Below are 22591 nucleotides of genomic sequence, written 5' to 3' on the forward strand. Positions count from 1 at the left end.
GCCGCCGGCTGGGCGCCGCTCGTGGCGGCCGGCGCCGCGGGGGCGGCGGGTGCGGGAGCCGCCGGTGCGGCCGGAGGGGCAGCCGGGGGTGCGGCCGGTGCGGGCGCGCCCGGTGCGGCGCCACCCGGTGCGGGCGCACCCGGTGCGGGTGCACCCCGGGCAGGGACGGCCGGCGCCGCCGGGACCGGCGCCCCGGGTCCCGCCGTGACCCCCGGGTCGAGCACGCAGTCGTGCAACGTCGCGCCACGCAGGGTCGTGGGCCCGAGCGTGGCCCCATGGAAGCTCGAGGCGGTGACGACGGCGCCGGTCAGGTCGACGCCGTTGAGGTCGGCGCGGTCGAACGTCGTCCCCGAGACGACCGCTCCCCGCAGGTTCACCCCGGTCAGGCGCGCACCGGTCAGGTCGAGGCCCGTCAGCGTCGCGCCGCTGAGGTCGGCTCCCGCGAGGTTCGCCCCGCGCAGGTCACCGGTGAGCTCGCAGCGCGAGAGCGCCGCGCCCGGGAGGTCCGTGGCGCCCGCTCGTGCTCGCCGGCATGCGCCGGACGCGGACCCCGGCGACCCGGCGCCCGGCTCCCCACCGGGGCCGGCGGACGCCCCCGGGGCTGCGCCGTCGGTCGCACCGGCGGCGGCGGCAGACGACGGTGACGCACCCGCGGGGTCGTCGGAGGAGCGGTCGCCCCCGTCGGGACGGCTCACGTCGGACCCGTCCCCGTCCGAGCCGTCGGCCCCTGACAGGTCCGCGCCGGTGCCTGTTCCCGCCGGCCCGGCCTGCGCGGCCTCCGCGTCGGCGCGGGCCGCCGCGGCGACCGAGGTGCTCTCCCCGACGAGCGGGGCCAGCAGCGGGGACCCGGGGGCGACGCCGCCGACCACGAGCGCGACGCCGGTGGCGACGGACGCCGCGCCCGCCACGGGTGCGACGGCGAGGCGTGAGGCCGCACCCGCGAGGTCGGGCCACGGCATCGACCGCAGACCGGGCACCGCCGCGACGAGCGACGCCGGTCCGGCCACGGCACGCAGCGGACCCAGCCCGACGGCGAGGAACGCGCGGACGACGTCGGGGTCGAACTGCGAGCCGGCGCAGCGGGCGAGCTCGGTCCGGGCGGCCGTCGCCGAGAGCGGCCGCTTGTAGGACCGCGCCGAGGTGATGACGTCGAACGCGTCCGCGACCGCGATGATCCGGGCCCCCAGGCTGATCTGCTCGCCCGCGAGCCCGTGCGGGTACCCGGCGCCGTCCCAGCGCTCGTGGTGCTGGCCCACCGCGTCGACCCACGGCCCGAGCCACGGCTGCAGCGGCGCCGCGAGCGCCTCGCCGTGCTCGGGGTGGCACGCGACGACCCGCCACTCGTCGTCCGTCGGGCGTCCCGGCTTCGTGAGGATCTCCCGCGGGACCGCGAGCTTGCCGATGTCGTGCAGCAGCGCCGCCCACCCGAGCTGCGCGGCCTCGACCCGGGACAGCCCGAGCTCGGTCCCGATCAGCGCCGCGAGCGCCTGGACGCGCTCGCTGTGGCTGAACGTCCCCCGGTCGTGCGCGCGCAGGCGCGTGACGAGGGCGAGGAGCTCGGCGCCGTGCGCGGCCCCGTCGTCCGTGCCGAGCAGCGGTCGGCCCGCCTCGAGGTCGGCGTGCAGCACCGCGGGGGAGTGCCGGCGGCGGGCGACCGCGAACCGCGACGCCGCGCGGTCGGGCAGGAAGAGGGTCAGGCGCAGCAGGACCTCGAGCGGCAGCAGCCGGCGCACGGCCCACGCGACCAGCAGGAGCACCGCGGTCGAGCACGCGACCTGCACGGCGAGCCACAGCCACGGGTGCAGCCCGACGCGGGCGGGCGGGAGCCAGCGGTGCGCGGCGAGCCCCGTGGCGAGCGCGAGGAGCAGGGGCGTCAGGCCGACGGCCGCACGGACGACCGTGGCGAGGACGGGGTGCGGTCGCCAGCTGCCGAGGGTCGCGTCGTCGTAGTTCTGCGTGGGTCCCGCGGCCATGGGTCGTTCATCGGCGCGGCGGGCGGCCCGGTGAAGGCGGGCCGCCCGACCCGTCCGAGTGAACCCGTCGCCCGACGGCTCAGTCGCCCGCACGCACGGTGAACGACGCCCGCAGGAGGTCCTCCACGCGCGACGAGGGACCGACGAGCAGCTCGAACGCGCCCGGCTCGACGACCCGGCGGCCGTGCGCGTCGACGATCGTGCAGTCACGCACCGGGAGCTCGAGCGCGACGGCCCGCGTCTCGCCCGGCGCGAGCTCGACCTGCGTGAACGTCTTGAGCTCGCGGTCCGCCCAGCTCGCGGACGTCACGGTGTCGCTCACGTAGACCTGGACGGTCTCGCGCACCGGCCGGGAGCCCGTGTTGCGCACCGTGACCTCGCCCCGCAGGACGTCCGACGCCGTGACCTGCTCGGCGTCGAGCCGCAGGCCCGCGTACTCGACGGTGCTGTACGACAGGCCCTCGCCGAAGACGAACGCCGGGCGCTGCGTGAGGTCGGCGTAGCGGGTCCCGTGCTGCCCCCGGATCTGGTTGTAGTAGGTCGGCTGCTGCCCGACGTGCCGCGCGAACGAGATCGGCAGCCGCCCGGACGGCTCGACGACGCCGAGCAGCAGCTCGGCGACCGCGCGCCCGCCCTGCATCCCGGGGTTCGCGACCCACACCAGCGCCGCGGCGCCCAGCGCGGACTCGGGCAGGACGAGCGGCTTCGAGGCGAGCAGGACGACGACGAGCGGCGTCCCCGTGGCGGCGAGCGCGTCGAGGAGCGCGACCTGGCTGCCGACGAGCTCGAGCGTCGCCGTCGAGCGACCCTCGCCGACGAGCTCGACGCGGTCGCCGACGACCGCGACGACGTAGTCCGCCTCGTGGGCCCGCGCGACGGCGTCGGCGAGGAGCCGCTCGTCCGGCGTCGCCGGTGCGACGAGCGGCGGGCGCGGCTGGCCGTCGGGGAAGAACGGTCCCTCGGGGTCCGGCGTGATGTCGAGGATCTCGGCGCCGGGGGCGTGGGTGACCGTCCAGCCGTCCGGCACGTGCGCACGCAGGCCGTCGAGGACCGTCGTGATCATCTCCCGCGGCTGCCCGTCGCGGAGCCAGTCCGCCTGGCCGGACGACCCGGCCCAGTCGCCGAGCTGGGTCTGCGCGTCGTCGGCGAGCGGCCCGACGACGGCCACCGTGCGCGGGGCCCCGGCCACCGCGGCACGCCCCGTCGGGCCGGTCGGAGCACCCGGCGCGTGGCCCCCGGCGAGGGGGAGCACGCCGTCGTTGCGCAGGAGCACGAGCGACCGGCGGGTCACCTCGAGGTTGAGGGCGGCGTGCTCGTCGGCGCCCACGACCTGCGCGATGCGGTCGCGGTCGGGCCGGCGGGGGTCCTCGAACAGCCCGAGCTCGAACTTGAGCGTGAGGATGCGCCCGACGGCGGCGTCGAGGTCGTGCTCGGCGATCAGGCCGAGCTCGATCGCCTCCTGCGCACCCTCGAAGAACTGGGGGGTCGTCATGATCATGTCGTTGCCGGCACGGACCGCTGCGGCCGCCGCGTGCGCGTGGTCGGGCTGGACCTTCTGCTCCCAGACCATCCGCCCGACGTTGTCCCAGTCGGTCACGAGCGTCCCCGTGTAGCCCCACTCCTCGCGCAGCACCTCGCTCAGCAGCCAGTCGTTGACCGTGATCGGGACGCCGTCCATCGTCTGGTAGCCGAGCATGAACGTCCGGCAGCCCTCGCGGGCGACGCGCTCGAACGGTGGGAGGAACCACGAGCGCAGCTTGCGCCGGGAGATGTCGGCCTCGGACGCGTCACGCCCGCCCTGCGTCTCGGAGTACCCCGCGAAGTGCTTGGCCGTGGCGAGGATCGCGGTGGGGTCGGCGAGCCCGTCGCCCTGGTACCCGCGGACCATCGCGGAGGCGAGCTCGCCGATGAGCAGCGGGTCCTCGCCGAACGTCTCGTCCACCCGGCCCCAGCGCAGGTCGCGCGCGATGCAGAGCACGGGGGAGAAGGTCCAGTGGATGCCGGTCGCGGCGCCCTCGACGGCGGTGACCCGCGCGACCTGCTCGACGAGCGCCGGGTCCCAGGACGCGGCCATCGCGAGCTGCGTCGGGAAGATCGTCGCGCCGCGCCAGAACGAGTGCCCGTGGATGCAGTCCTCGGCCACGAGCAGCGGGATGCGCAGGCGCGTGCCCTCGGTGAGCGCGTGCGCGCGCAGCACCTGCTCGGGCGAGGCGTGCAGGATCGAGCCCGCGTGCAGGTCCTCGACGAGCGGCCGGACGTCGCCCTGGGCGTCGAGCTGGAGCATCTGCCCGACCTTCTCGGGCACGGTCATGCGCTCGAGCAGGTCCTTGACCCGCTGCTCGACGGGCAGCTGCGGGTCCTGGTAGGGGGCGCCGGTCACGGCAGCTCCTTCGTTAGGTGCGGGTACGTCGCCGGCCGGGCGCGCGGGCCGACTTTATTACTTACTTGTTGGTAAGTGAAGCCTTTTCCGCGCGGTCCGCTCGATCCTCCCAGTGTGACGGTGCCCGGCGGGTCACGCGTCGTACGCGAAGAGCGTCGCGCCCGCGGCGTCGCGGACGACGGCGTGGTGGCCGTCCGTCACGTCGAGCTCGACGTGCAGCTCGCCGGGCCCGTCGAGCGCGCGCGCGGTGTAGGCGTAGCGCGTGTTCGTCAGCCCGGTCGTCGTGGTCGTCGCGTCGGCGAGCCACGGGTGGCGCCGCCGGAGCCCGAGCAGCTGCTGGTGGACCCGGAACATCCACGCGCCCGCGGGCGGCAGCCCCGCCGGGGACTCCGGCATCGCCGGGCGCACCGCGTCGTCACCGCCGAGGCGCTCCTCCTTGGTGCCCGTGAACGCCTGCTCGTCGCCGTAGTAGACGGCCGGGACGCCGGAGACGGTCAGGAGCACGACGAGTGCGAGCACCGCGCCCTCCGGGCCGACCGTCGTCGCGATGCGCGTCACGTCGTGGTTGCCGACGAACGTCGCCGGGAGCTGTCCCGCGGAGAGCTCCGCGTGCCGGGTCAGCGCCCAGTCGAGCTCGAAGAAGTTGCGGTCGACGAGGCTGCTCCAGATCGCCTTCCAGAGCTCGTACTGCGTGATCGAGTCGATGCCGGAGGCGGCGGCGAACGCCGCGTAGTCGCCGTGGATGACCTCACCGAGGAACCAGGCGTCCGGGTGCGCGGCGCGCACGCGCGGCAGGACCTGTGCCCAGAACCGCGGCGAGACCGCGTACGCGGCGTCGAGGCGCCAGCCGTCGGCGCCGCGGTCGAGCCAGGTCGTCATGACGTCGGTGACGTAGTCGGCGACCGCGGGGGAGTCGTGGTCCAGCGCCACGAGGGACGCGTGGCCCTCGAAGTCCGCGGTGCGGGGTGCGCGAGGGTCGGACCAGTCGATGCGGAAGAAGCCGGCGCGCTCGCCGTCCGGCCCCTCGGCGAGCGCGCGGCGCACCCAGGGGTGCCCGGACCCGACGTGGTTGAACACCCCGTCGAGCACGAGGCGCAGCCCGCGCTCGTGGCAGGCGGCGACGAGCGCGTCGAAGTCCTCGAGGTCGCCCAGCCGCGGGTCGATGCGGTACTGGTCGACGCTGTCGTACCCGTGGGTCTCCGCGCTGAAGACGGGGCCGAGCAGCAGGCCGGAGACCCCGAGCTCGACCGCGTAGTCGAGCCACCCGGCCAGGCGGGCGAGCCGGGGCTGCGCGTCGTGCGCCGTGCGGATCGGCGCTCCCGTGAAGCCCAGCGGGTAGACGTGCCACCACGTGCCGTGGTCGGACCGGTCCATGCGACCTCCGCTACTGAGTCGGGTTCACTAACGCCTCGACGGTACCGGCCCTCCGGAGCGACCCGCAAGGCGCCGACCTCGCGGCGCCCACGTCCTGATCCGCGCCACCGGCGTGCGGCGGTGCGTGCCCCGGGTCGGTTCAGGCTCCCCAGTCGCCGAGCGCCCCCTCGAGTGCGCCGACGGACGCGTCCAGCAGGGGCTGGCGACCGTCGTGCGGGCACCCGGCGCGGACCCACGCCGCGCACGCCGCCTCGAGGAAGCCGAAGAACCCCCACAACGCGTACTCGTGCCGCGCCGTCGAGCTCGGGGAGAGCAGGTCGCGCAGGCGCCGCACGTACTCCGCGCGCGCACGGGTGCGCACCTCGACGGTCGCCGTCGGCTCGCTCGCGGCACCGCCGAGCGGGAGCGCCCACGCCTGCGGGTGGTGCGCGACGTGGTCGAGGTGCACCGTCGTCGTGGCGACGACCCGGTCGCGGACCGGGGCGCCCTCCGGCAGTCCCGCGACGGCCGCGGCCTGCGCGTCCAGCAGGTCCTCGATCGCGAGCCCGACGACCGCCGTGTACAGCTGCTCCTTGCCGGCGAAGTAGCGGTAGAGCAGCGCCTCCGACGCGCCCGCGAGCCGGGCGACCGAGGCGAGGGTGACGTCGCCGTACGGCTCGCGTGCGAACGCCTCGGCGGCCGCCGCCAGGATCGCCTCGCGTCGGGCGTCGGGGTCGAGGCGTCGACGAGGGACCCGGTCCGTCCGTGCCATGCGGCACACCCTAGTCAGGGGTCCGTGGGCGTCCGCCCGTGCGGTCCCCCCGCGCGTCGCCGCCCGTCACCTGCGCCTCGGAGCGCGGTCAGTCGTGGTGGGCGCCCTCGTGCGGGCGGTGGCCGACCGGTTCGAGCTGGAACGTGCAGTGCTGCATCGAGAAGTGCTCGTCGAGGCACGCGTCGAGCGCGTCGAGGACGTCGCCCGGGCGGCGCCGGTCGATGCACTCCGCGTCCACGACCACGTGCGCGGACAGGGCGGGGACGCCGCTCGTGATCGTCCAGGCGTGCAGGTCGTGCACGTCGACGACGCCCGGCATCGCCCGGATGTGGTCGCGGACCTGGTCGAGGTCGAGCCCCCGAGGCGTCGCCTCGAGCAGCACGTCGACGACCTCCCGCAGCAGCGACCACGCGCGCGGGACGATGAACAGCCCGATCGCCAGGGACGCGATCACGTCCGCGCGGGTGTACCCCGTCAGGGCGATGACGACCCCGGCGACGATGACGGCGACCGACCCCGCGAGGTCACCGAGGACCTCGAGGTAGGCGCCGCGCACGTTCAGGCTGTCGTGCCTCCCGTCCCGCAGCACGAGCAGGCTCACGAGGTTGGCGCCCGCGCCGAGGAGCGCGACGCCGAGCATCAGCCCGGTCGCGACCTCCGGCGGGTCCGCCCAGCGGCCGGCGGCCTCGACGATCACCCAGACCGCGAGCCCGCCGAGCAGCAGCGCGTTGGCCAGCGCCGCCAGGATCTCCGCGCGGAGCAGGCCGAACGTGCGGGCGTTGGTGGCCGGGCGTGCCGCCAGGGTGCTCGCGACGAGCGCGACGGCGACCCCGGTCGCGTCCGTGAGCATGTGCCCCGCGTCCGCGAGCAGCGCCAGCGACCCCGAGAGCAGTCCGCCGACGACCTGGATCCCGACCACGCCCAGCGTGAGGACCAGCACGACGGCGAGGCGGGTGCGGTGCTGCCCCGTCGCGGTCCCGTGGTGGTGGCCGTGCCCGGGGCTCATGCGACCGCCTCCGTGAGGCAGGCCGGCGCGCGCCCGCTCTCAGCCCGCATCGTCGTCCCCCTCCGCGCAGACGAGCTCGCCCTCCCACGCCTCCTTGCCCTCGTGGACCGCGAACGCGGCGATCACGAACGCGGCGACCGGGTCGAGCCACGCGGCGCCCGTGAGCTGGTACAGCACCACGCCGGCGAGGGTCGAGGCGCTCAGGAGCACGCAGATCCGGGTCTCGGCGGCGTCGGCGAGGATCAGGTCGTCACCGAGCGCGAGGCCGACCCGGCGCTTCGCCGCCGCGAGGACCGGCATGACCACGATGGAGGCGACCAGCAGCAGCACCACCGGGGTCGACGTGCCGGGGACCTCGCCGCCGACGAGGCTCCGCACGCCCTCGACCGTGACGTAGCCGGCGAGCAGGAAGAACGTCGCCGCGACGAGCCGCAGCGTGAGCCGCTCCTTGCGCTCGTCCGTCTCGCCGCTGCGGAGCCGGCCCGCGAGCCGGAGCCCGACGAGCACGGCCGCGATCGACTCGATCCCCGAGTCGATCCCGAACCCGACGACCGACACGAGCCCCGCCGCGAGGCCGAGCGTGACCGCGACCGCGCCCTCGACGACGTTGTACGCCACCGTCAGCTGCGCGAGCCGCAGCCCGCGCCGCGTCAGTCGCTCGACCTCCGGCGCGTCGAGCTCCCGCGTCGCGGTCATGCGGAGGCCTCGTCGGCGCCGGTACGCGCGGTCGCCGCCACGCCCGACGTCGGGCACAGCGTGACGGCGTCGCCGGTCAGCGCGAGCAGCCGCTCCGCCGACGCGAGCAGGTCCAGCAGCGCCCCGGGGTGCGTCAGGCGGAACACCGACGCCCGCCCGTGCGGGCGCGACGTCACGAGGCCGCAGTCCCGCAGGCACGCGAGGTGCTTCGACACCGTCGACTGGGCAAGGCCCAGGTGCTCCGTGAGGTCGACGACCCGGTGCTCGCCGAGGGCGAGGTGGCGCAGGATCGTCAGGCGAGACGGGTCGCTGAAACCGTGGAACAGGCAGGCCGCCGCGGCGAGAGCGGGGGCCTCGTCGACTGCAACTGGATCGCTGGTGATCTGTGACATCGCCATAGGGCGATGCTAGCGGGTCGGCTATGCGCATGTCTCACATCGACGCGAGGCGCCGCGGTGAGGTCCCGGAGGCCGAGCGACGCCCAGCCCTGACCGAGGGCTGGGTGCAGCGCTGCCGGCCGGTCGGCCCCGCTCAGCCGAACGTCTCGTGCAGCGTCGAGCGCTCCGCCTCGGTCAGGTTCGTCGCGATCAGCGTCTGGTGCAGGCCGTGGAAGCGTTCGCCGAGCCGGTCGAGGTCGGCGGCGTCGGTGACCGCGAACAGCGCGGAGGTGCCCGGGACGACGCTCGCGCGGATCCGTTCGATCTGCTCCTCGCCGATGCCGACCTTCGCGAAGTGCCGGGCGATGCCCCCCGTCGCTGCTCCCGCTGCCGCTCCGAGCAGCGGGACGAAGAAGAGGGCACCGAGCAGCAGGCCCCAGAGGGCGCCCCACCCCGCACCACGCTTCTCGTCCTCGTGCTCGTGGTGCACCGTGGGCTTGTCGGCGCCGGTCGGCCAGCTGACGACCGCGTGGTCGACGATGCGCACCAGCCCGTCGCCCTCCGCGTTCCTGAGGATGTCGGCCGCCTGCTGCGCGGCACCGGGGGTGTCGAACTGCCACACCGTGAACGTGGTCATCGGGACTCCTTCGACAGTGCTGGTCGGGAACAGGGGTCAGGCCGCGTCGTGGAGCTCGTCGTCGTTCACGACGAGCGCCCACAGCACGACGGTGCAGAGCGCGAGGGAGGCGAGGAGCCAGCCCGGGGTGACCGGCAGCGCGGCGAACTGCAGCAGCAGCACCGGGGTGATCACGACACCTGCGACGGCTCGGGCCCAACCGGGGCCGTCCGTCATCCGCGAGACGCCGAGCACGAGCACCAGGGCGGAGGCCGCGAGGAGCGCCCAGCCCGCTGCGGACACGTCGACCGCCGGGAGGCTGGTGCCGGTCCACGCGAGGACCGTCCGCGGCGAGAACGCCGCGACGAGGCCCGCGGTCGTCCCCCAGAGGCCGCTCATCACCATCAGCGGGGCGGCGAACCAGGTCCAGCCCTCCGGCCCGCTGACCTCGCGTGCTCGTCGTCGCGCCATCGGCCCTCCTCGTGCGCCGTCGCTGCCTCCACGATCGTGACGGCGCTGCGGTCGGGCATCACCTGATGTGGGTGACCGGGGGAGCGGGCCGCGTGCCCCTCGGCGGACCGGAGCGACTCACCGCGTGCTTTCGCCCGCTCGACCGAGCGCGACAGCCGTCAGGCACCCCTAGACTCGAACAGGTGTTCGAGGAGGTGTCATGCGCGGAGGTCCAGACCGCGAGGTGAGCAACGCGGACCGGCCCGAGCGTGTGCCCGTCAAGCCGATGGGCAGCATCGAGGTCATCGTGCACGTGGTGTGGTCCGACGGCACGGAGGAGTGGCGACCGGCACGGGCGATCCGCTGGACGTCGACGCACGTGATGGTCGGGTGGCGACGGGACCGGAGGGGTCGCGTGGACGAGGAGTGGGTGTGGCTGCGGGCGCAGGACGTCATGCGCTCGGTCACCTGGCTCGTGCCGCCCAGGCGCGCCTGACGCACGGCTCGTGCCCGGGAGGGCGCATCGAGGACGACGTGCTCGATGCGCGACGGCGACGCGCCCGTCTCGATCGGCTCGCCCGAGTCGGCGGTCCACGTGCGTGGACGGTCGCGGCGCCCCGCGGGCCGTGCTCGGGCGCACGCCGGGTCGGGCTCACCCGAAGCGGACGAGGCGGTGCGTCCGCTCCGGTCGCGACGATCGTGGGCGGACGCCGTGACCACGGCGGTCGCGGGAGTGCGACGGCGCGTCTGCGCCTGCGGAGGGACGGGGCGCATGGACACCGACGAGCCGACCGCGACCGGTGCGGACCGGGTGCCGACCCTCCGGCCGAGGTCCTGAGGGTGGCGCAGCGCACGAGGAGCGCCACGCGCGTCGACCTCGGCCAGCCGCCGCCGGCGACCCGTGCGCGCCGTGCCGGGATGGTCGAGATCCCGGCCGGCACGTTCACGATGGGCTCGGACGACCACTACCCGGAGGAGGCGCCGGCGCACAGGGTCGCCGTCGACGGGTTCTGGATGGACGAGCACGCCGTGACGAACGCGGAGTTCTCCCGCTTCGTGGCGCGCACCGGCTACGTGACGTCCGCCGAGCGGGCGCCGGACCCGGCCGACTACCCGGGAGCGGCCGTGGAGCTGCTCGTGGCGGCGTCGGTCGTGTTCCGTCAGCCGACGCGCCGGGTCCCCCTCGACGACCCGCTGAACTGGTGGGCGTACGTCCCCGGCGCCTGCTGGCGCCGACCGCAGGGGCCGGGCAGCACCGCGAAGCGGCTGCCCGACCACCCCGTGGTGCACGTCGCGTGGGAGGACGTGGCGGCCTACGCCGCGTGGGTCGGCAAGGAGCTGCCGACGGAGGCCGAGTGGGAGCACGCCGCGCGAGGCGGCCTCGACGGCGCGCCGTACGCGTGGGGCGACGAGCTCACCCCCGGCGGACGCTGGATGGCGAACACCTGGCAGGGCGAGTTCCCGCTGCACAACACCGGCGAGGACGGCCACACGGGCACCGCGCCGGTCGGCTCCTACCCGCCGAACGGCTACGGCCTCCTGGACATGATCGGCAACGTCTGGGAGTGGACGTCGGACTGGTACGGCGCCCACGAGGCGGCCGCGCACGCGTGCTGCAGCATCCCGAACCCGCGCGGTGGCGACCGTGACGCGAGCCGGGACCCGGCGCTGCCCGGCGTCCGGATCCCGCGCCGGGTCATGAAGGGCGGGTCCCACCTGTGCGCACCGAACTACTGCCGGCGGTACCGGCCCGCGGCCCGCATGCCGCAACCCGTCGACACGTCGACGTCGCACCTCGGCTTCCGCTGCATCAGCCGCGCATGAGCTCGACCACCGAAGGGGTTGCCGCATGACGGATCCGCTCTCGACCTGGAACGACGGTCCCGCGAAGGAGGCCATCCGCGACTACGTCGCCCGGACCGGCGAGGTCGGTGCCCCCGGCAGCGTGCCGGTCGAGGAGCGCGTCGCGGTGTTCGACAACGACGGCACGCTCTGGTGCGAGAAGCCGATGCCGATCCAGCTCGACTTCATCCTGCGTCGCCTGGCCGCGATGGCCGAGGCGGACCCTGCGCTCAGGGACCGGCAACCGTGGCGAGCCGCCCACGAACGTGACTACCCCTGGCTGGCGCACGCGCTGGCCGCGCACTACGCCGGTGACAGCACCGACGTGCGGACGCTGGCCACCGGCATCGTCGCGGCCTTCGGGAACATCACGGTCGACGAGTTCGAGGCCGACGCCGACGCGTTCCTGCGCGGGACCGCGCACCCCTCGCTGGACCGCGGCTACCTCGCGTGCGGGTACGCGCCGATGGTCCAGCTGCTCGCCCACCTGCGCGACCAGGGGTTCACGAACTACATCGCGTCGGGCGGCGGCCGGGACTTCATGCGGCCCGTCAGCGCGGAGATGTACGGCATCCCGCGCGAGGGCGTCATCGGCAGCGCGGTCGCCCTCGCGTACGTGCCCGGCGACGGGGGCGGGGCGATCACCCGCTCCCTCGCCGCGGACTACCTGGACGACGGCCCGGAGAAGCCGGTGCGCATCTGGACGCGCACGGGGCGCCGCCCGGTGCTCGCCGCGGGCAACTCGAACGGCGACATCGAGATGCTCGACTTCTCCCAGCACGCCGACCGGCCGTTCCTGCGGCTCCTCGTGCTGCACGACGACCCCGACCGCGAGTTCGCGTACGTCGCCGGCGCCGAGCGTGCGCTCGACCGCGCGGCGCAGAGCGGCTGGACCGTCGTCAGCATGAAGGACGACTGGGCGACGGTGTTCTGAGTGGGCGCCCCATGACGTCGCAGGAGACCTCGGGCCGCACGTCGCGCGAGCGCCTCATGGCCGGGGCGTTCGCGCTCGGCTCCGCCTGCTTCCTGCTCGGCCCGCTCCCCGGGTACGTCCAGCTCGTGGGCGCGACCGCCGACGCCGTGACGTTCTTCGTCGGCTCCCTGCTGTTCACGCTCGGCGGCGCCCTGCAGGTGTGGCTCGCTGCGGCCGGGCGCCGCACCGGGCCGCACGGTCGGGCCGACTGGTGGGCCGCCGTCGTCCAGTCGGCGGGGACGGTGCTCTTCAACATCTCGACGTTCCGCGCGATGCAGGTCACGCTCGCGGACCCGGACTACGACCGGCTCGTGTGGCGGCCCGACGCGTTCGGCTCGATCTGCTTCCTGGTCTCCGGGCTCGTCGCCTACCGGGCGTCGGCGCGCCGCGGCTGGCTGCCCGTGACGGGGGGCCCGGGCTGGTGGCAGCCGGCGACGAACCTCCTGGGTTGCGTCTTCTTCGGGGTCTCCGCGGTGGCGGGGTACCTGCTGCCCGCGAGCGCCTCCCTGGTCGACGAGGCCGCCGCCGGCTGGACCACGTGCGCCGGCGCAGCGTGCTTCCTGGCCTGCGCGCTCGGCACGCTGCGCGACGACCGGCGCGGCGCGCGAGCCCGGCACGCGCTCGCGGGCGGAACCCACCGGCCGGCGCGCCCGCACTGAACCGACACGCCATCAGTGACACACCATCAGAGGGAGCCCGATCATGCTCAAGCACCCCGCCACGTCCTCGCCGCCGACCGGTGCGCTCGCGGTCGCGCCGATCTTCGGCCTCGACGGCCTCGTCATCCCCAAGCACGAGCTGCCCCCGGACGAGCTCGCCCCGGACGTGGCCTACCAGATCATCCACGACGAGCTGATGCTCGACGGGAACGCGCGGCTGAACGCCGCGACGTTCGTCACGACGTGGATGGAGCCGCAGGCCGACCGGTTGATGGCCGAGTGCTTCGACAAGAACATGATCGACAAGGACGAGTACCCCCAGACGGCGGAGATCGAGACCCGCTGCGTGACGATGCTCAGCCGCCTCTGGAACGTCCCGGACGCGCACCAGGCGACCGGGTGCTCGACGACCGGCTCGAGCGAGGCGGCGATGCTCGGCGGGCTGGCGCTCAAGCGTCGCTGGCAGCGGCGTCGGGAGGCCGAGGGGAAGCCGGCAGACCGGCCGAACCTCGTGATGGGCATCAACGTCCAGGTCTGCTGGGAGAAGTTCGCGAACTACTGGGACGTCGAGATGCGCCTGGTCCCGATGGAGGGCGACCGGTTCCACCTCTCCGCGGACGAGGCCGTCGCGATGTGCGACGAGAACACGATCGGCGTCGTGGCCGTCCTGGGGTCGACGTTCGACGGCTCCTACGAGCCCGTCGAGCAGATCTGCGCGGCGCTCGACGCGTTCCAGGCGGAGACGGGCCTCGACGTCCCCGTCCACGTCGACGGCGCGTCCGGCGCCTTCGTCGCCCCGTTCCTCGACCCCGAGCTCGTGTGGGACTTCCGCCTGGACCGGGTCGCCTCGATCAACGCGTCGGGGCACAAGTACGGGCTCGTCTACCCGGGGGTCGGCTGGATCGTGTGGCGTGACGCCGCGGCGCTGCCGGAGGAGCTCATCTTCCGCGTGAACTACCTCGGGGACGACATGCCGACGTTCGCGCTGAACTTCTCGCGTCCGGGTGCTCAGGTCGTCGCGCAGTACTACAACTTCCTGCGGCTCGGCTTCAGCGGCTACCGGCGCGTCCACGGCTACGCCCGCGACGTCGCGACCCGCCTGTCCGGGCAGATCGCCGAGCTGGGCCCGTTCGAGCTGCTCACGAAGGGCGACGAGCTCCCGGTCTTCGCCTTCCGGCTGCACGAGTCGAACACGAGCTTCACCGCCTTCGACGTGTCGAACGCCCTCCGCGAGCGCGGCTGGCAGGTGCCCGCGTACACGTTCCCGGCGAACCGGGAGGACGTCGCCGCGCTGCGCGTCGTCGTCCGGCGCGGGTTCACCCACGACCTCGCCGACATGCTCCTCGCCGACCTCAGGCGTCAGCTCCCGCGGCTGCAGCGGCAGCCGGCGCCGGTCCACGGGGCCGACGCGGCGGGGTTCCGGCACTAGCACCCGGCGGCACCGCCGGTCCCGGGCACCACGTGCTCGTCCGTCCGGGATGAGCCGGGCGACAACTCGCAGACGTTTCACTCGATTCCGAGGCGCGACGGGTGGTCGCGCCCCTAGGGGAGGTCGTCATGGCATCGGAGCAACCGAACATCCTCGTCATCTGGGGTGACGACATCGGCATCTCGAACCTCAGCTGCTACAGCGACGGCCTGATGGGGTACCGCACACCGAACATCGACCGGATCGCCGACGAGGGGGGTCGGTTCACCGACTGCTACGGCGAGCAGAGCTGCACCGCCGGCAGGGCGGCGTTCATCTGCGGCCAGAACCCGCTCCGGACCGGCCTGACGAAGGTCGGCATGCCGGGGGCGACGGTCGGGCTGCAGGCTGAGGACCCCACGATCGCCACCGCGCTCAAGGCGCACGGGTACGCCACGGGGCAGTTCGGCAAGAACCACCTCGGCGACCGGGACGAGCACCTGCCGACCCTGCACGGCTTCGACGAGTTCTTCGGGAACCTCTACCACCTGAACGCGGAGGAGGAGCCGGAGCTCGCCGACTACCCGACGCCGGAGGACATGCCGAACTTCCGCGAGCGCTTCGGGCCACGCGGGGTCATCCACTCGTGGGCGAACCCCGACGGGACGCAGCGCATCGAGGACACCGGGCCGCTCACGAAGAAGCGGATGGAGACCGTGGACGACGAGTTCATCGCCGCGGCGTCGGGCTTCATGACCGACCGGGTCCGGGAGGACAAGCCCTTCTTCGTCTGGTTCAACTCGACCCACATGCACTTCCGCACGCACGTCAAGCCCGAGAGCCGCGGGCAGTCGGGGCGGTGGCAGTCCGAGTACCACGACACGATGATCGACCACGACGCGCAGGTCGGTGAGCTGCTGGGACTCCTCGACGAGCTCGGCGTCGCGGAGAACACGATCGTCGTCTACTCCACGGACAACGGCCCGCACATGAACTCCTGGCCGGACTCCGGGATGACGCCCTTCCGCGGGGAGAAGAACTCGAACTGGGAGGGCGCCTACCGGGTGCCCGCCGTCGTCCGGTGGCCCGGCCGGATCGCGGCCGGCACCGTCTTCAACGGGATCATGAGCCACAGCGACTGGTTCCCGACGCTCCTGGCGGCAGCCGGCGTCCCGGACGTCGCCGAGCAGCTGCTGCGCGGCGTGGAGCTCGGCGGGGTGACGTACAAGGTCCACCTGGACGGTCACGACCAGCTGCCGTACCTCACCGGGGAGACCGACGAGAGCCCGCGTGTCCACTTCTTCTACGTCTCGGACGACGGCGACCTGACCGCGATCCGCTACGACAACTGGAAGCTGGTGTTCCTCGAGCAGCGGGCGCCGGGCACGCTGCGGGTGTGGGCCGAGCCCTTCACCCACCTGCGCGTCCCGAAGATCTTCAACCTGCGCACCGACCCGTACGAGCGCGCCGACATCACCTCGAACACGTACTACGACTGGCTCCTGGACCACGCGTGGATCGTCGTGCCGATGCAGGCGTTCGTGCTCGGCATGATCCAGACGATGATCGAGTTCCCACCCCGCCAGAAGCCCGCCAGCTTCAGCCTCGACCAGGTCCTCGAGAAGCTCCGGACGGGCATCCCGAGCTCGTGACCCGCGACCCCGCGGGACGGGCGGACGGGACGCTCATCCCGCGGGGTCGTGGCTCGGGTGGACGGGAGCCGCGCCTCCGTGGCGGTGCGGCAGGCCGCGGACGGGCACCTCCGTGCCGGCCCCCTCGCCCGACGGTGGCGCGGGGGAGTCGGGCACCGAGGCGGCGTACCGGTCGGCGAGCGGCTTCGCGCTCAGCCCGTGCGCGAGCACGCTGAGCAGGACGGTCGTGCCGATGACCGCGACCGGACGTCGGACGTCGACGTCCAGCTCCTCCATCGCGATCAGGGCGAAGATGATCGACGCGAGGCCGCGCGGGCCGAACCACCCGACGAAGGCCGTCGTCGCCGGTGCCAGCCGGGCGCCGACGAAGGACAGCCACACGGGCACCATCCGCACGACCGTCAGGCTCAGCACCGCGTAGGCCAGCATGCGCCAGTCGGCCTCCTGCAGGACCGTCGGGACGGCCACCGCCCCGAACACCAGCCAGGTCAGCAGGGACACGAAGCCGGCGGTCTGCTCGACGTAGAACACCTCCCGCTCGCCGCCGCGCCCGGCGGAGCTCCCGAAGGCCAGGCCCGCGACGAACGCGGCCACGAAGCCGTTGCCACCGAGCGCGAGCGTCGCGGCGTACGCGGCCAGCGCCAGCGCGAGGATCCCGGGTCCGGCGAAGTCCTCCGAGGCCCAGCCGCGCCGGCGAGCGAGCCGCATCGCCCGCCCGCTCAGCCCGCCGACGACGGCACCGACCGCCACGCCGACGGCCAGGTCGACGAGCGCACCGGCGGCACCTGACCCCGGGAGGCCCTCGACCGTCGCCGCCCCGGCGATCGCGACCATGACGACCGGGGTCGCGATGCCGTCGTTGAGGCCGCTCTCGACGTTGAGGACGCGCCGGACCCGGGCCGGTACGGCCGGGTTGCTCATGACCGCGGCGCCCAGTGCCGCATCGGTGGGCGCGAGCGCGGCCCCGACCAGAAGCGCCAGCCACACCCCCGTGCCGTCGAAGAGCCACGCCGCCAGCAGGGTCCCCGCCGCGATGGTCAGCGGGAGGCCGACCCCCAGCAGGCGCGCGTACAGCCCGAGGTCGGCGCGGAGCTCCCGCAGCCTGACCCGTGAGGCGTCGGCGAACAGGACCCAGACGAGCGTCACCTCGGCGAGCAGCCGGGCGGCCTCCTGCGCCGCGTGCGCGTCGACCACCTGGACGCCCTCCGACAGCAGGAGCCCGACCGCGACGAAGAGGACGGGCGCGCTCAGGTCGGCGCGACCGAGCCGAGCCGAGAGCAGACCCCAGGCGAAGACGACGAACATCACCAGGGCCAGGGTGCCGGCGTCCACGGCTGCACCTCCCGTCGGAGCCCGCACGGCCGCCGCGCGCTCCCGGCGTCGCGGTCACCGGCCTGCAGGCCGAGCCGACCTCACGTCACGGGCGGCGTGGCGCCGGGGCGTCCGGGACGGCGGAACGCTCGTGGTCCCGCCGGCTGGTGCCCGAACCTACCGACCGTCGTCGCGATCCCGCCTCACCCGTGACGGGGGACGCCGTCGCCGCCGTCACTCGAGCGTCCGCCCTCGGGGAGGTCACGGCGTGACGCGTCGCCACCACGTCTCGTGGTGCGGGAGGGTCTCGTACCGGTCGAGCTCGCTCCGGACGTAGGTGGTGACGACGTCGCGCAGGCGCACTATCCGGTGCCGGTGCCGGTGCCGGTGCCGGCGCCGGAGGCGAGGCGGTGCTGGAGGTGGGTGCGCACGGTGGGCCACTCGGCGGCGATGATCGAGAAGACGACGGTGTCCCGCAGCGTGCCGTCGGGCATGACCTTGTGGCTGCGCAGCACGCCGTCCTGCTTGGCCCCGAGGCGGGCGATGGCTGCACGGGACTGCAGGTTCATCCAGTGCGTGCTGAACTGCACCGCGATGCAGTCCCAGGCCTCGAACGCGTGGGTGAGCATCAGGAGCTTCGCCTCGGTGTTCACCTGCGTGCCCTGGGCGGAGCGGGCCAGCCAGGTCGCCCCGATCTCCACCCGCCGGCTGGCCGCGTCCGCGTCGCAGAAGGTGGTCATGCCCAGCACCTCACCGGTCGCGGCGCGGCGAGTGACGAAGGGCAGCATCGAGCCTGCCCGCTCCTCCTGGAGGCGGCGCTCGATCTCGGCCCGCATGTCCTCGGGGGTAGGGATGCGGGTGTACCAGAGCGTCCACAGCTCCCCGTCACGCACAGCGTCGACCAGGCCGTCGTGGTGCTCGTGGCCGAGCGGCTCGAGCACCACGTGATCGCCCTGGAGGACCGTGCGGTCGAGGAAGGTCATGGCGGCACCCTAGAGCCCGCCACGACCACGACGGCGCCGCGTACGGGCCGCCGCGCGCAGGCGACCCGGTACGTCCGGGCGTTCAGCGACCCTCGTCGCCCTCGAACCCGATCAGCCAGTGGAGGCCGAAGCGGTCGACGACCTGCCCGTCGGTCGCGCCCCACGGCCGCGTCTGGAGGTCGTCCACGATCTCGCCGCCCTCGGAGAGCGCGGAGAACCAGGTGCGCAGGACGGCGGGTGCGGACGCCCCGAGCAGGGAGAGCATCAGTCCCTGGATCTGGAGCGAAGGCTGGTCTCCGGCCACGTCGGCGGCGAAGAGCGCGACCGGCCCGTCCTCGAGGTACCCGTGGGCGACGGCATCCGCCGGGCCGTCGGTCCTGCCGAACTCCTCGAAGGTGTGGAGCCGTGCGCTGCAGCCGAAGACCTCGGCGTAGAAGGTCAGAGCGGCCCGAGCCGTGCCCGGGAGGTGGAGGTAGGGCGTCGGTGCGGTCATGTGGGTCTCCGTGGGTGAGCCGACCGGGCGCCGGCGGACGCTGGTGCCGCTCGCCGGCCCGGATCGCCGGACCGTCCGGCGTACTGGGACGACGATCGGCGACCCCTCGCGAGGACATCCCGGTTCGGCGAGGTACCCGTCCGGACGGTCGTCGACCCGAGGTGTCCTCGGGAGCGCCTGCCGTACGTCGTCTGGGCCGGCTGCGAGAGGGGAGCCGCGTGGCGCCGGTGCGGCGCGCATCCGCCTCCTCCCGAGCCGAGCGGGGCTCCTCCGCGCGCGGTCATGGCGTCGCGGTGAGCCGGTGTCGGGCGCGGCCTCGGACTCGTCGGGTGCGGCCGTGCGCCTCGAGCAGCGTGAGGACGTCACGGCTGTCGGTGTCGTCGACGAGTCGTCGTTGCAGCCAGTCGGACCAGGTGTCGACCGCGCCGTTCGCCGCGACGGCGTCCGGCAGCTGTGCCAGCTCGGCGAGGCTCACGCGGTCGGCGTCCCGGCGCAGGCGTTTCCCACCGTCACGGAACGGCCGGCGTGAGGCGCATCGGGACGTGCGGTATGCCGTCTTCCTCGAACCCGGCGCCGTCCACGACGAAGCCGAACCGGGCGTACCAGTCGGCCAGGTGCGTCTGCGCGTCGAGCACGACGGGTGCCCGGGGGTCGAGCTCGGTGCACCGCTCGAGGGCCCGACGCATGAGCTCCGAGGCGACACCGTGCGAGCGGACACGAGCGGCGGTCGCCACGCGTCCGACCCGCAGCGCGCCGTCGGGGTCGCGCAGCACACGCAGGGTCGCGACGACGTCCGGCCCGTCGGTCGCCCAGAGCTGCTCGGCGCCGTCCTCGACGTCGCGGCCGTCGAGGTCGGGGTAGGCGGCGGCCTGCTCGACGACGAACACGTCGACGCGCAGCCGGAGGATCCCGTAGAGCGTGAGCGGATCGATCCGCGCCACGGCATCGCGGTGATAGGTCACGGGCACCCGCCGACGGTAACCCGCCGACGCGTGCTCCCGGCGAAGCGTCCGCCGTCCCTCTGACCCAGTACTCGGACGCACTTCTCCTGTACCTGCACGCTCGTCAGGGGGTGGGTGACGCCCCCAGCCTCGACGCGATCCGATCTGCCTCGGGGTCGGTCCCGAGCGCCAGCTGGATCTGGCCGGTGGTCACGGGGCTCATCACGAGGGCCGCACTGATCACCCGACCGTCGAGGAGCATGGCCAGCTGCTGCCGCTCCGCGTCCCGCGTGACGTCGCTCAGCGTGCCGGTGTCCGCGTCGTCGAACTCGAGCGCGACCACCACCTGTTCCGTCCCGTGATCGGTGGAGCGCACGGCCGAGGTGGGCGTGACCACGCCCAGCGACTCGCCCAGCTCGTAGGTGGTGGTGCCCGCCCAGTCGCACGCGCTGGCCGCCCCGTCCGAGGTCAGTTCCGGAGCGCCGCACGGCTCTTCCGCCGAGGAGGCGACGAGACGCAGCTGCAGCGGCTGCAGCGGCGAGCCGTCGTCACCGCCGTCCGTCCCGCACCCGGAGAGCACGGTCGCGACGACGGCCAGGACGGCGAGACGAGTGACGGATCGGGTACGCACGCGGTCAGTGTAGGAACGCCCGCTCCCTGCGGGGCAGGTCTGCGAGTGCGTACGCGCGGGGTTGCCGCGTGACGGCGAGACAGGGGTGGCGACGTCCCACGGGTCTGCCCCGCGCGGCCGGCTACGCCTCGGCGCGGTGCGCGCGCCGGTCCGCCCGCTTCGCGTGCGCGTCGGCGGACGCTCCGAAGGCGATCCCGAGACCGAGGCAGATCGCGAGCCACATCGCGATCTCACCGGTCGCTGCGCCGATGGCGGCCCCGACGCCGGCCCCCAGGGCCAGACCGATCCCGACCCCGCGGCCCTTGTCCTCGTTCTTCGCCTCTGTCATGCGCGGAGCGTAGCCACGAGTCGGCGACTCCGGCAGTGCTCGACTCTTCTCCGCCTGAGCGCGGCCACGCGCGAGACGGACGAGCGCGACCCTGGCGCTTCACGACGTCGTCGTGGAGCATGGGAACCGGCAGTCCGGGGTGAGGAGCGAGCATGCGTCTGTCGCCTGATCGAGCACGCGCCCTCACGACGCTGCACACGCTGCTCGCGGTCGCCCCGGACCTCGACCACGTCCTCGAGGCCGTCACGCACGCGGCCGTCGAGCAGGTCCCCGGCACCGCGCACGCCACCCTCGTCCTGACCCGCACCGGGAACGAGGACCGGGTCGCGGGCAGCGACCCGGTGACCGCACAGCGCGAACGAGCGGACCAGGCCACCGAAGGAGGGCTCGCCTCCGAAGCGCTCCACCGCTGCCACCGCGTCCTGGTCCGCGTGGCCGAACCCGCCGGGCGGCCCGATCCCGCCGGGCTCCGGTCCGTCGCGGCCTTCCCCCGCCAGATCAGCAACGGTGTGCACGTGGCGCTGACCCTGTACGCCGAGAGCGGCTACGTCTGGGACACCGACGCGATCATCCTCGCCGAAGAGTTCACCGACGAGGCCGCCGACGCCGTCCGCCTACGGCTGCGAGACCAGGAGCACGCCGCCGAGGCCGCCGAGCTCACGGCCGACCTCGCCTCACGCGGCGTCGTCGAGCGGGCCGTCGGGGCCATCGTCGCGACCAGCCGGTGCACCCCGGACGAGGCTCGCGACATCCTGCGCCGGTCCAGCGAGGAGCTCGACGTCGACCTCGTCGACGCCGCCGCCGCCGTCATCCAGGAAGTCAGCGGCGGCGCTCCGACCGCACCCGCACCGTTCGTCGGCCGCGAGCCGCACAGCCGACCCGTCGAGCGCCGGTCCTCGGGCCGCCACACCTAGAACCGGCCACCGCCGGGCGCTCACCTCCACGTGGGCCTACCGTCGAAGCGTGATCACACCGTCGCCGCCGAGCTCGGACGCGGACAGGGATCACGATGCCGAGCTGCGGTCCGCACCTCCACCGCTCCGGTTCGCCCCCGTGCACCAGTGGGTGCTGCACCACGTCACCGAGCTCCATGCCCTGCGCGACGGACTTCGCCAGACCATCGACGACCGTGCCCGGCTGCGCGAGGACCGGCTCCTGGACGGCGTCGCGCACGCCGCGGTCCTCATCGCCTCCGAGCTCGCCACCAACGCGCTGCGCCACGGACGCCCACCCGCCGTCGTCGAGCTCCTCCAGCGCGACGCGTCGTTCCTGCTCACCGTGGCCGACCACGACCCGAGCAGCCGACCGCACATCGCCACGGACCGCGCTCCCGGTGAGGGCGGCTTCGGCCTGCAGATCGCCCGGCGCCTTTCCCTGGACGTCGGGTGGTACCGCGCCGACCCGGTCAAGATCCTCTGGGCCGAGATCGGCGCCTGACCACACCCGGCCCCCGGACGCCGAAGAGGCCGCCTCGGATGTCTCCGAAGCGGCCTCTCATCTGCGGTGATGCCGGTGGGCGACACTGGGATCGAACCAGTGACCTCTTCCGTGTCAGCAATCGGAACGGTGCCCGTGTGCGACCGGCTGCGTCACTCCCGTGCTGGTCAGGGCCCTGCGGAGACACCGGCGGCACATCGCGTACAGGGCCGAACGCGGGCGGGTTGCTACATGCGTTGCTACACGACCGGTCGCGTGTGAGAAGTGCTGAGGCGCCGCTGCGAGGCATAGCTGATGAATACACGTGCGC

24 protein-coding genes are annotated in these 22591 nt (G+C 74.0%); 8 read left to right on the top strand and 16 right to left on the bottom strand.

The features are described 5' to 3' along the window. The 9 genes from AB6N24_RS01550 to AB6N24_RS01590 all read right to left on the bottom strand — a co-directional run. Positions 1–1973: HD domain-containing phosphohydrolase (locus AB6N24_RS01550; protein WP_412867677.1), on the bottom strand; the 1973-nt coding region annotated here is incomplete at its 3' end. A gap of 79 nt (positions 1974–2052) precedes the next feature. Next, positions 2053–4353 carry an exo-beta-d-1,3/1,6-glucosidase gene (locus tag AB6N24_RS01555; protein WP_412867678.1) on the bottom strand — a complete coding sequence of 767 codons (2301 nt, stop codon included), beginning with the start codon at positions 4351–4353 and terminating at the stop codon, positions 2053–2055. A gap of 132 nt (positions 4354–4485) precedes the next feature. Then, positions 4486–5727 carry an alpha-amylase family protein gene (locus AB6N24_RS01560; RefSeq protein WP_412867679.1) on the bottom strand — a complete coding sequence of 414 codons (1242 nt, stop codon included), beginning with the start codon at positions 5725–5727 and terminating at the stop codon, positions 4486–4488. Between the two features lie 139 nt (positions 5728–5866). Next, a complete protein-coding gene (locus tag AB6N24_RS01565) occupies positions 5867–6478 on the bottom strand; it encodes a TetR/AcrR family transcriptional regulator (protein WP_412867680.1) in 612 nt (203 codons plus the stop codon). An 88-nt stretch (positions 6479–6566) separates the two neighbouring features. Beyond that, on the bottom strand, positions 6567–7484 hold the full coding sequence (locus AB6N24_RS01570) for a cation diffusion facilitator family transporter (RefSeq protein WP_412867681.1): 918 nt from the start codon (positions 7482–7484) through the stop codon (positions 6567–6569). Positions 7485–7523: 39 nt separating this feature from the next. Next, entirely contained in the window at positions 7524–8180 is a 657-nt protein-coding gene (locus tag AB6N24_RS01575) for a cation efflux transmembrane domain-containing protein (protein ID WP_412867682.1), read from the bottom strand. Further along, positions 8177–8578: an ArsR/SmtB family transcription factor gene (locus AB6N24_RS01580; RefSeq protein ID WP_412867683.1), complete on the bottom strand. Its 402-nt coding sequence runs from the start codon at positions 8576–8578 to the stop codon at positions 8177–8179. The genes AB6N24_RS01575 and AB6N24_RS01580 overlap by 4 nt, the downstream gene beginning before the upstream one ends. Positions 8579–8711: 133 nt before the next feature. Further along, positions 8712–9194, bottom strand: a complete 483-nt coding sequence (locus AB6N24_RS01585; RefSeq protein ID WP_412867684.1) for a DUF1269 domain-containing protein — start codon at positions 9192–9194, stop codon at positions 8712–8714. A gap of 36 nt (positions 9195–9230) precedes the next feature. Continuing rightward, positions 9231–9644: a DUF7144 family membrane protein gene (locus AB6N24_RS01590; RefSeq protein WP_412867685.1), complete on the bottom strand. Its 414-nt coding sequence runs from the start codon at positions 9642–9644 to the stop codon at positions 9231–9233. A gap of 199 nt (positions 9645–9843) precedes the next feature. On the opposite strand from AB6N24_RS01590, the gene AB6N24_RS01595 reads away from it, so the two are divergent. From AB6N24_RS01595 to AB6N24_RS01620, 6 genes are all read left to right on the top strand, one after another. Continuing rightward, a complete protein-coding gene (locus AB6N24_RS01595; RefSeq protein ID WP_412867686.1) occupies positions 9844–10119 on the top strand; it encodes a hypothetical protein in 276 nt (91 codons plus the stop codon). A 344-nt stretch (positions 10120–10463) separates the two neighbouring features. Then, the gene (locus AB6N24_RS01600; protein ID WP_489672048.1) at positions 10464–11447 is read left to right on the top strand and encodes a formylglycine-generating enzyme family protein; all 984 of its coding nucleotides are present in this window, start codon (positions 10464–10466) and stop codon (positions 11445–11447) included. A gap of 25 nt (positions 11448–11472) precedes the next feature. Continuing rightward, on the top strand, positions 11473–12399 hold the full coding sequence (locus AB6N24_RS01605; protein ID WP_412867687.1) for an HAD family hydrolase: 927 nt from the start codon (positions 11473–11475) through the stop codon (positions 12397–12399). Between the two features lie 11 nt (positions 12400–12410). Then, positions 12411–13097 carry a hypothetical protein gene (locus tag AB6N24_RS01610; protein WP_412867688.1) on the top strand — a complete coding sequence of 229 codons (687 nt, stop codon included), beginning with the start codon at positions 12411–12413 and terminating at the stop codon, positions 13095–13097. 40 nt (positions 13098–13137) lie between these two features. Further along, entirely contained in the window at positions 13138–14526 is a 1389-nt protein-coding gene (gad, locus tag AB6N24_RS01615; protein WP_412867755.1) for a glutamate decarboxylase, read from the top strand. A gap of 128 nt (positions 14527–14654) precedes the next feature. Next, on the top strand, positions 14655–16157 hold the full coding sequence (locus tag AB6N24_RS01620; RefSeq protein WP_412867689.1) for an arylsulfatase: 1503 nt from the start codon (positions 14655–14657) through the stop codon (positions 16155–16157). 33 nt (positions 16158–16190) lie between these two features. Here the strand turns inward: AB6N24_RS01620 and AB6N24_RS01625 are convergent, their stop codons facing one another. The 7 genes from AB6N24_RS01625 to AB6N24_RS01655 all read right to left on the bottom strand — a co-directional run bounded on the left by AB6N24_RS01625 (position 16191) and on the right by AB6N24_RS01655 (position 20844). Further along, positions 16191–17489: a cation:proton antiporter domain-containing protein gene (locus tag AB6N24_RS01625; RefSeq protein ID WP_412867690.1), complete on the bottom strand. Its 1299-nt coding sequence runs from the start codon at positions 17487–17489 to the stop codon at positions 16191–16193. A 341-nt stretch (positions 17490–17830) separates the two neighbouring features. Further along, positions 17831–18451: a GNAT family N-acetyltransferase gene (locus AB6N24_RS01630; protein WP_412867691.1), complete on the bottom strand. Its 621-nt coding sequence runs from the start codon at positions 18449–18451 to the stop codon at positions 17831–17833. Positions 18452–18533: 82 nt separating this feature from the next. Then, a complete protein-coding gene (locus AB6N24_RS01635) occupies positions 18534–18944 on the bottom strand; it encodes a VOC family protein (protein ID WP_412867692.1) in 411 nt (136 codons plus the stop codon). Between the two features lie 280 nt (positions 18945–19224). After that, on the bottom strand, positions 19225–19419 hold the full coding sequence (locus AB6N24_RS01640; protein ID WP_412867693.1) for a hypothetical protein: 195 nt from the start codon (positions 19417–19419) through the stop codon (positions 19225–19227). 34 nt (positions 19420–19453) lie between these two features. Further along, on the bottom strand, positions 19454–19912 hold the full coding sequence (locus AB6N24_RS01645; protein ID WP_412867694.1) for a GNAT family N-acetyltransferase: 459 nt from the start codon (positions 19910–19912) through the stop codon (positions 19454–19456). Between the two features lie 97 nt (positions 19913–20009). Continuing rightward, entirely contained in the window at positions 20010–20516 is a 507-nt protein-coding gene (locus AB6N24_RS01650; RefSeq protein WP_412867695.1) for a SecDF P1 head subdomain-containing protein, read from the bottom strand. Between the two features lie 121 nt (positions 20517–20637). Continuing rightward, positions 20638–20844 carry a glycine zipper domain-containing protein gene (locus AB6N24_RS01655; protein ID WP_412867696.1) on the bottom strand — a complete coding sequence of 69 codons (207 nt, stop codon included), beginning with the start codon at positions 20842–20844 and terminating at the stop codon, positions 20638–20640. Positions 20845–20996: 152 nt separating this feature from the next. On the opposite strand from AB6N24_RS01655, the gene AB6N24_RS01660 reads away from it, so the two are divergent. Then, positions 20997–21758 (top strand): GAF and ANTAR domain-containing protein, encoded by a 762-nt coding sequence (locus AB6N24_RS01660; protein WP_412867697.1) that lies wholly within the window; start codon positions 20997–20999, stop codon positions 21756–21758. 49 nt (positions 21759–21807) lie between these two features. Next, positions 21808–22281 (top strand): ATP-binding protein, encoded by a 474-nt coding sequence (locus tag AB6N24_RS01665; protein ID WP_412867698.1) that lies wholly within the window; start codon positions 21808–21810, stop codon positions 22279–22281. Positions 22282–22591 lie beyond the last annotated feature (310 nt).

Source organism: Cellulomonas jepli (genome assembly GCF_047229345.1).
Taxonomy (GTDB): Bacteria; Actinomycetota; Actinomycetes; order Actinomycetales; family Cellulomonadaceae; genus Cellulomonas_A.

Coding starts and splice junctions, on each gene's coding strand:
- AB6N24_RS01560 (WP_412867679.1), bottom strand. CDS start 5,727: ATGGACCGGTCCGACCACGGCACGTGGTGGCACGTCTACCCGCTGGGC.
- AB6N24_RS01565 (WP_412867680.1), bottom strand. CDS start 6,478: ATGGCACGGACGGACCGGGTCCCTCGTCGACGCCTCGACCCCGACGCC.
- AB6N24_RS01570 (WP_412867681.1), bottom strand. CDS start 7,484: ATGAGCCCCGGGCACGGCCACCACCACGGGACCGCGACGGGGCAGCAC.
- AB6N24_RS01575 (WP_412867682.1), bottom strand. CDS start 8,180: ATGACCGCGACGCGGGAGCTCGACGCGCCGGAGGTCGAGCGACTGACG.
- AB6N24_RS01580 (WP_412867683.1), bottom strand. CDS start 8,578: ATGGCGATGTCACAGATCACCAGCGATCCAGTTGCAGTCGACGAGGCC.
- AB6N24_RS01585 (WP_412867684.1), bottom strand. CDS start 9,194: ATGACCACGTTCACGGTGTGGCAGTTCGACACCCCCGGTGCCGCGCAG.
- AB6N24_RS01590 (WP_412867685.1), bottom strand. CDS start 9,644: ATGGCGCGACGACGAGCACGCGAGGTCAGCGGGCCGGAGGGCTGGACC.
- AB6N24_RS01595 (WP_412867686.1), top strand. CDS start 9,844: ATGCGCGGAGGTCCAGACCGCGAGGTGAGCAACGCGGACCGGCCCGAG.
- AB6N24_RS01605 (WP_412867687.1), top strand. CDS start 11,473: ATGACGGATCCGCTCTCGACCTGGAACGACGGTCCCGCGAAGGAGGCC.
- AB6N24_RS01610 (WP_412867688.1), top strand. CDS start 12,411: ATGACGTCGCAGGAGACCTCGGGCCGCACGTCGCGCGAGCGCCTCATG.
- AB6N24_RS01620 (WP_412867689.1), top strand. CDS start 14,655: ATGGCATCGGAGCAACCGAACATCCTCGTCATCTGGGGTGACGACATC.
- AB6N24_RS01630 (WP_412867691.1), bottom strand. CDS start 18,451: ATGACCTTCCTCGACCGCACGGTCCTCCAGGGCGATCACGTGGTGCTC.
- AB6N24_RS01635 (WP_412867692.1), bottom strand. CDS start 18,944: ATGACCGCACCGACGCCCTACCTCCACCTCCCGGGCACGGCTCGGGCC.
- AB6N24_RS01655 (WP_412867696.1), bottom strand. CDS start 20,844: ATGACAGAGGCGAAGAACGAGGACAAGGGCCGCGGGGTCGGGATCGGT.
- AB6N24_RS01660 (WP_412867697.1), top strand. CDS start 20,997: ATGCGTCTGTCGCCTGATCGAGCACGCGCCCTCACGACGCTGCACACG.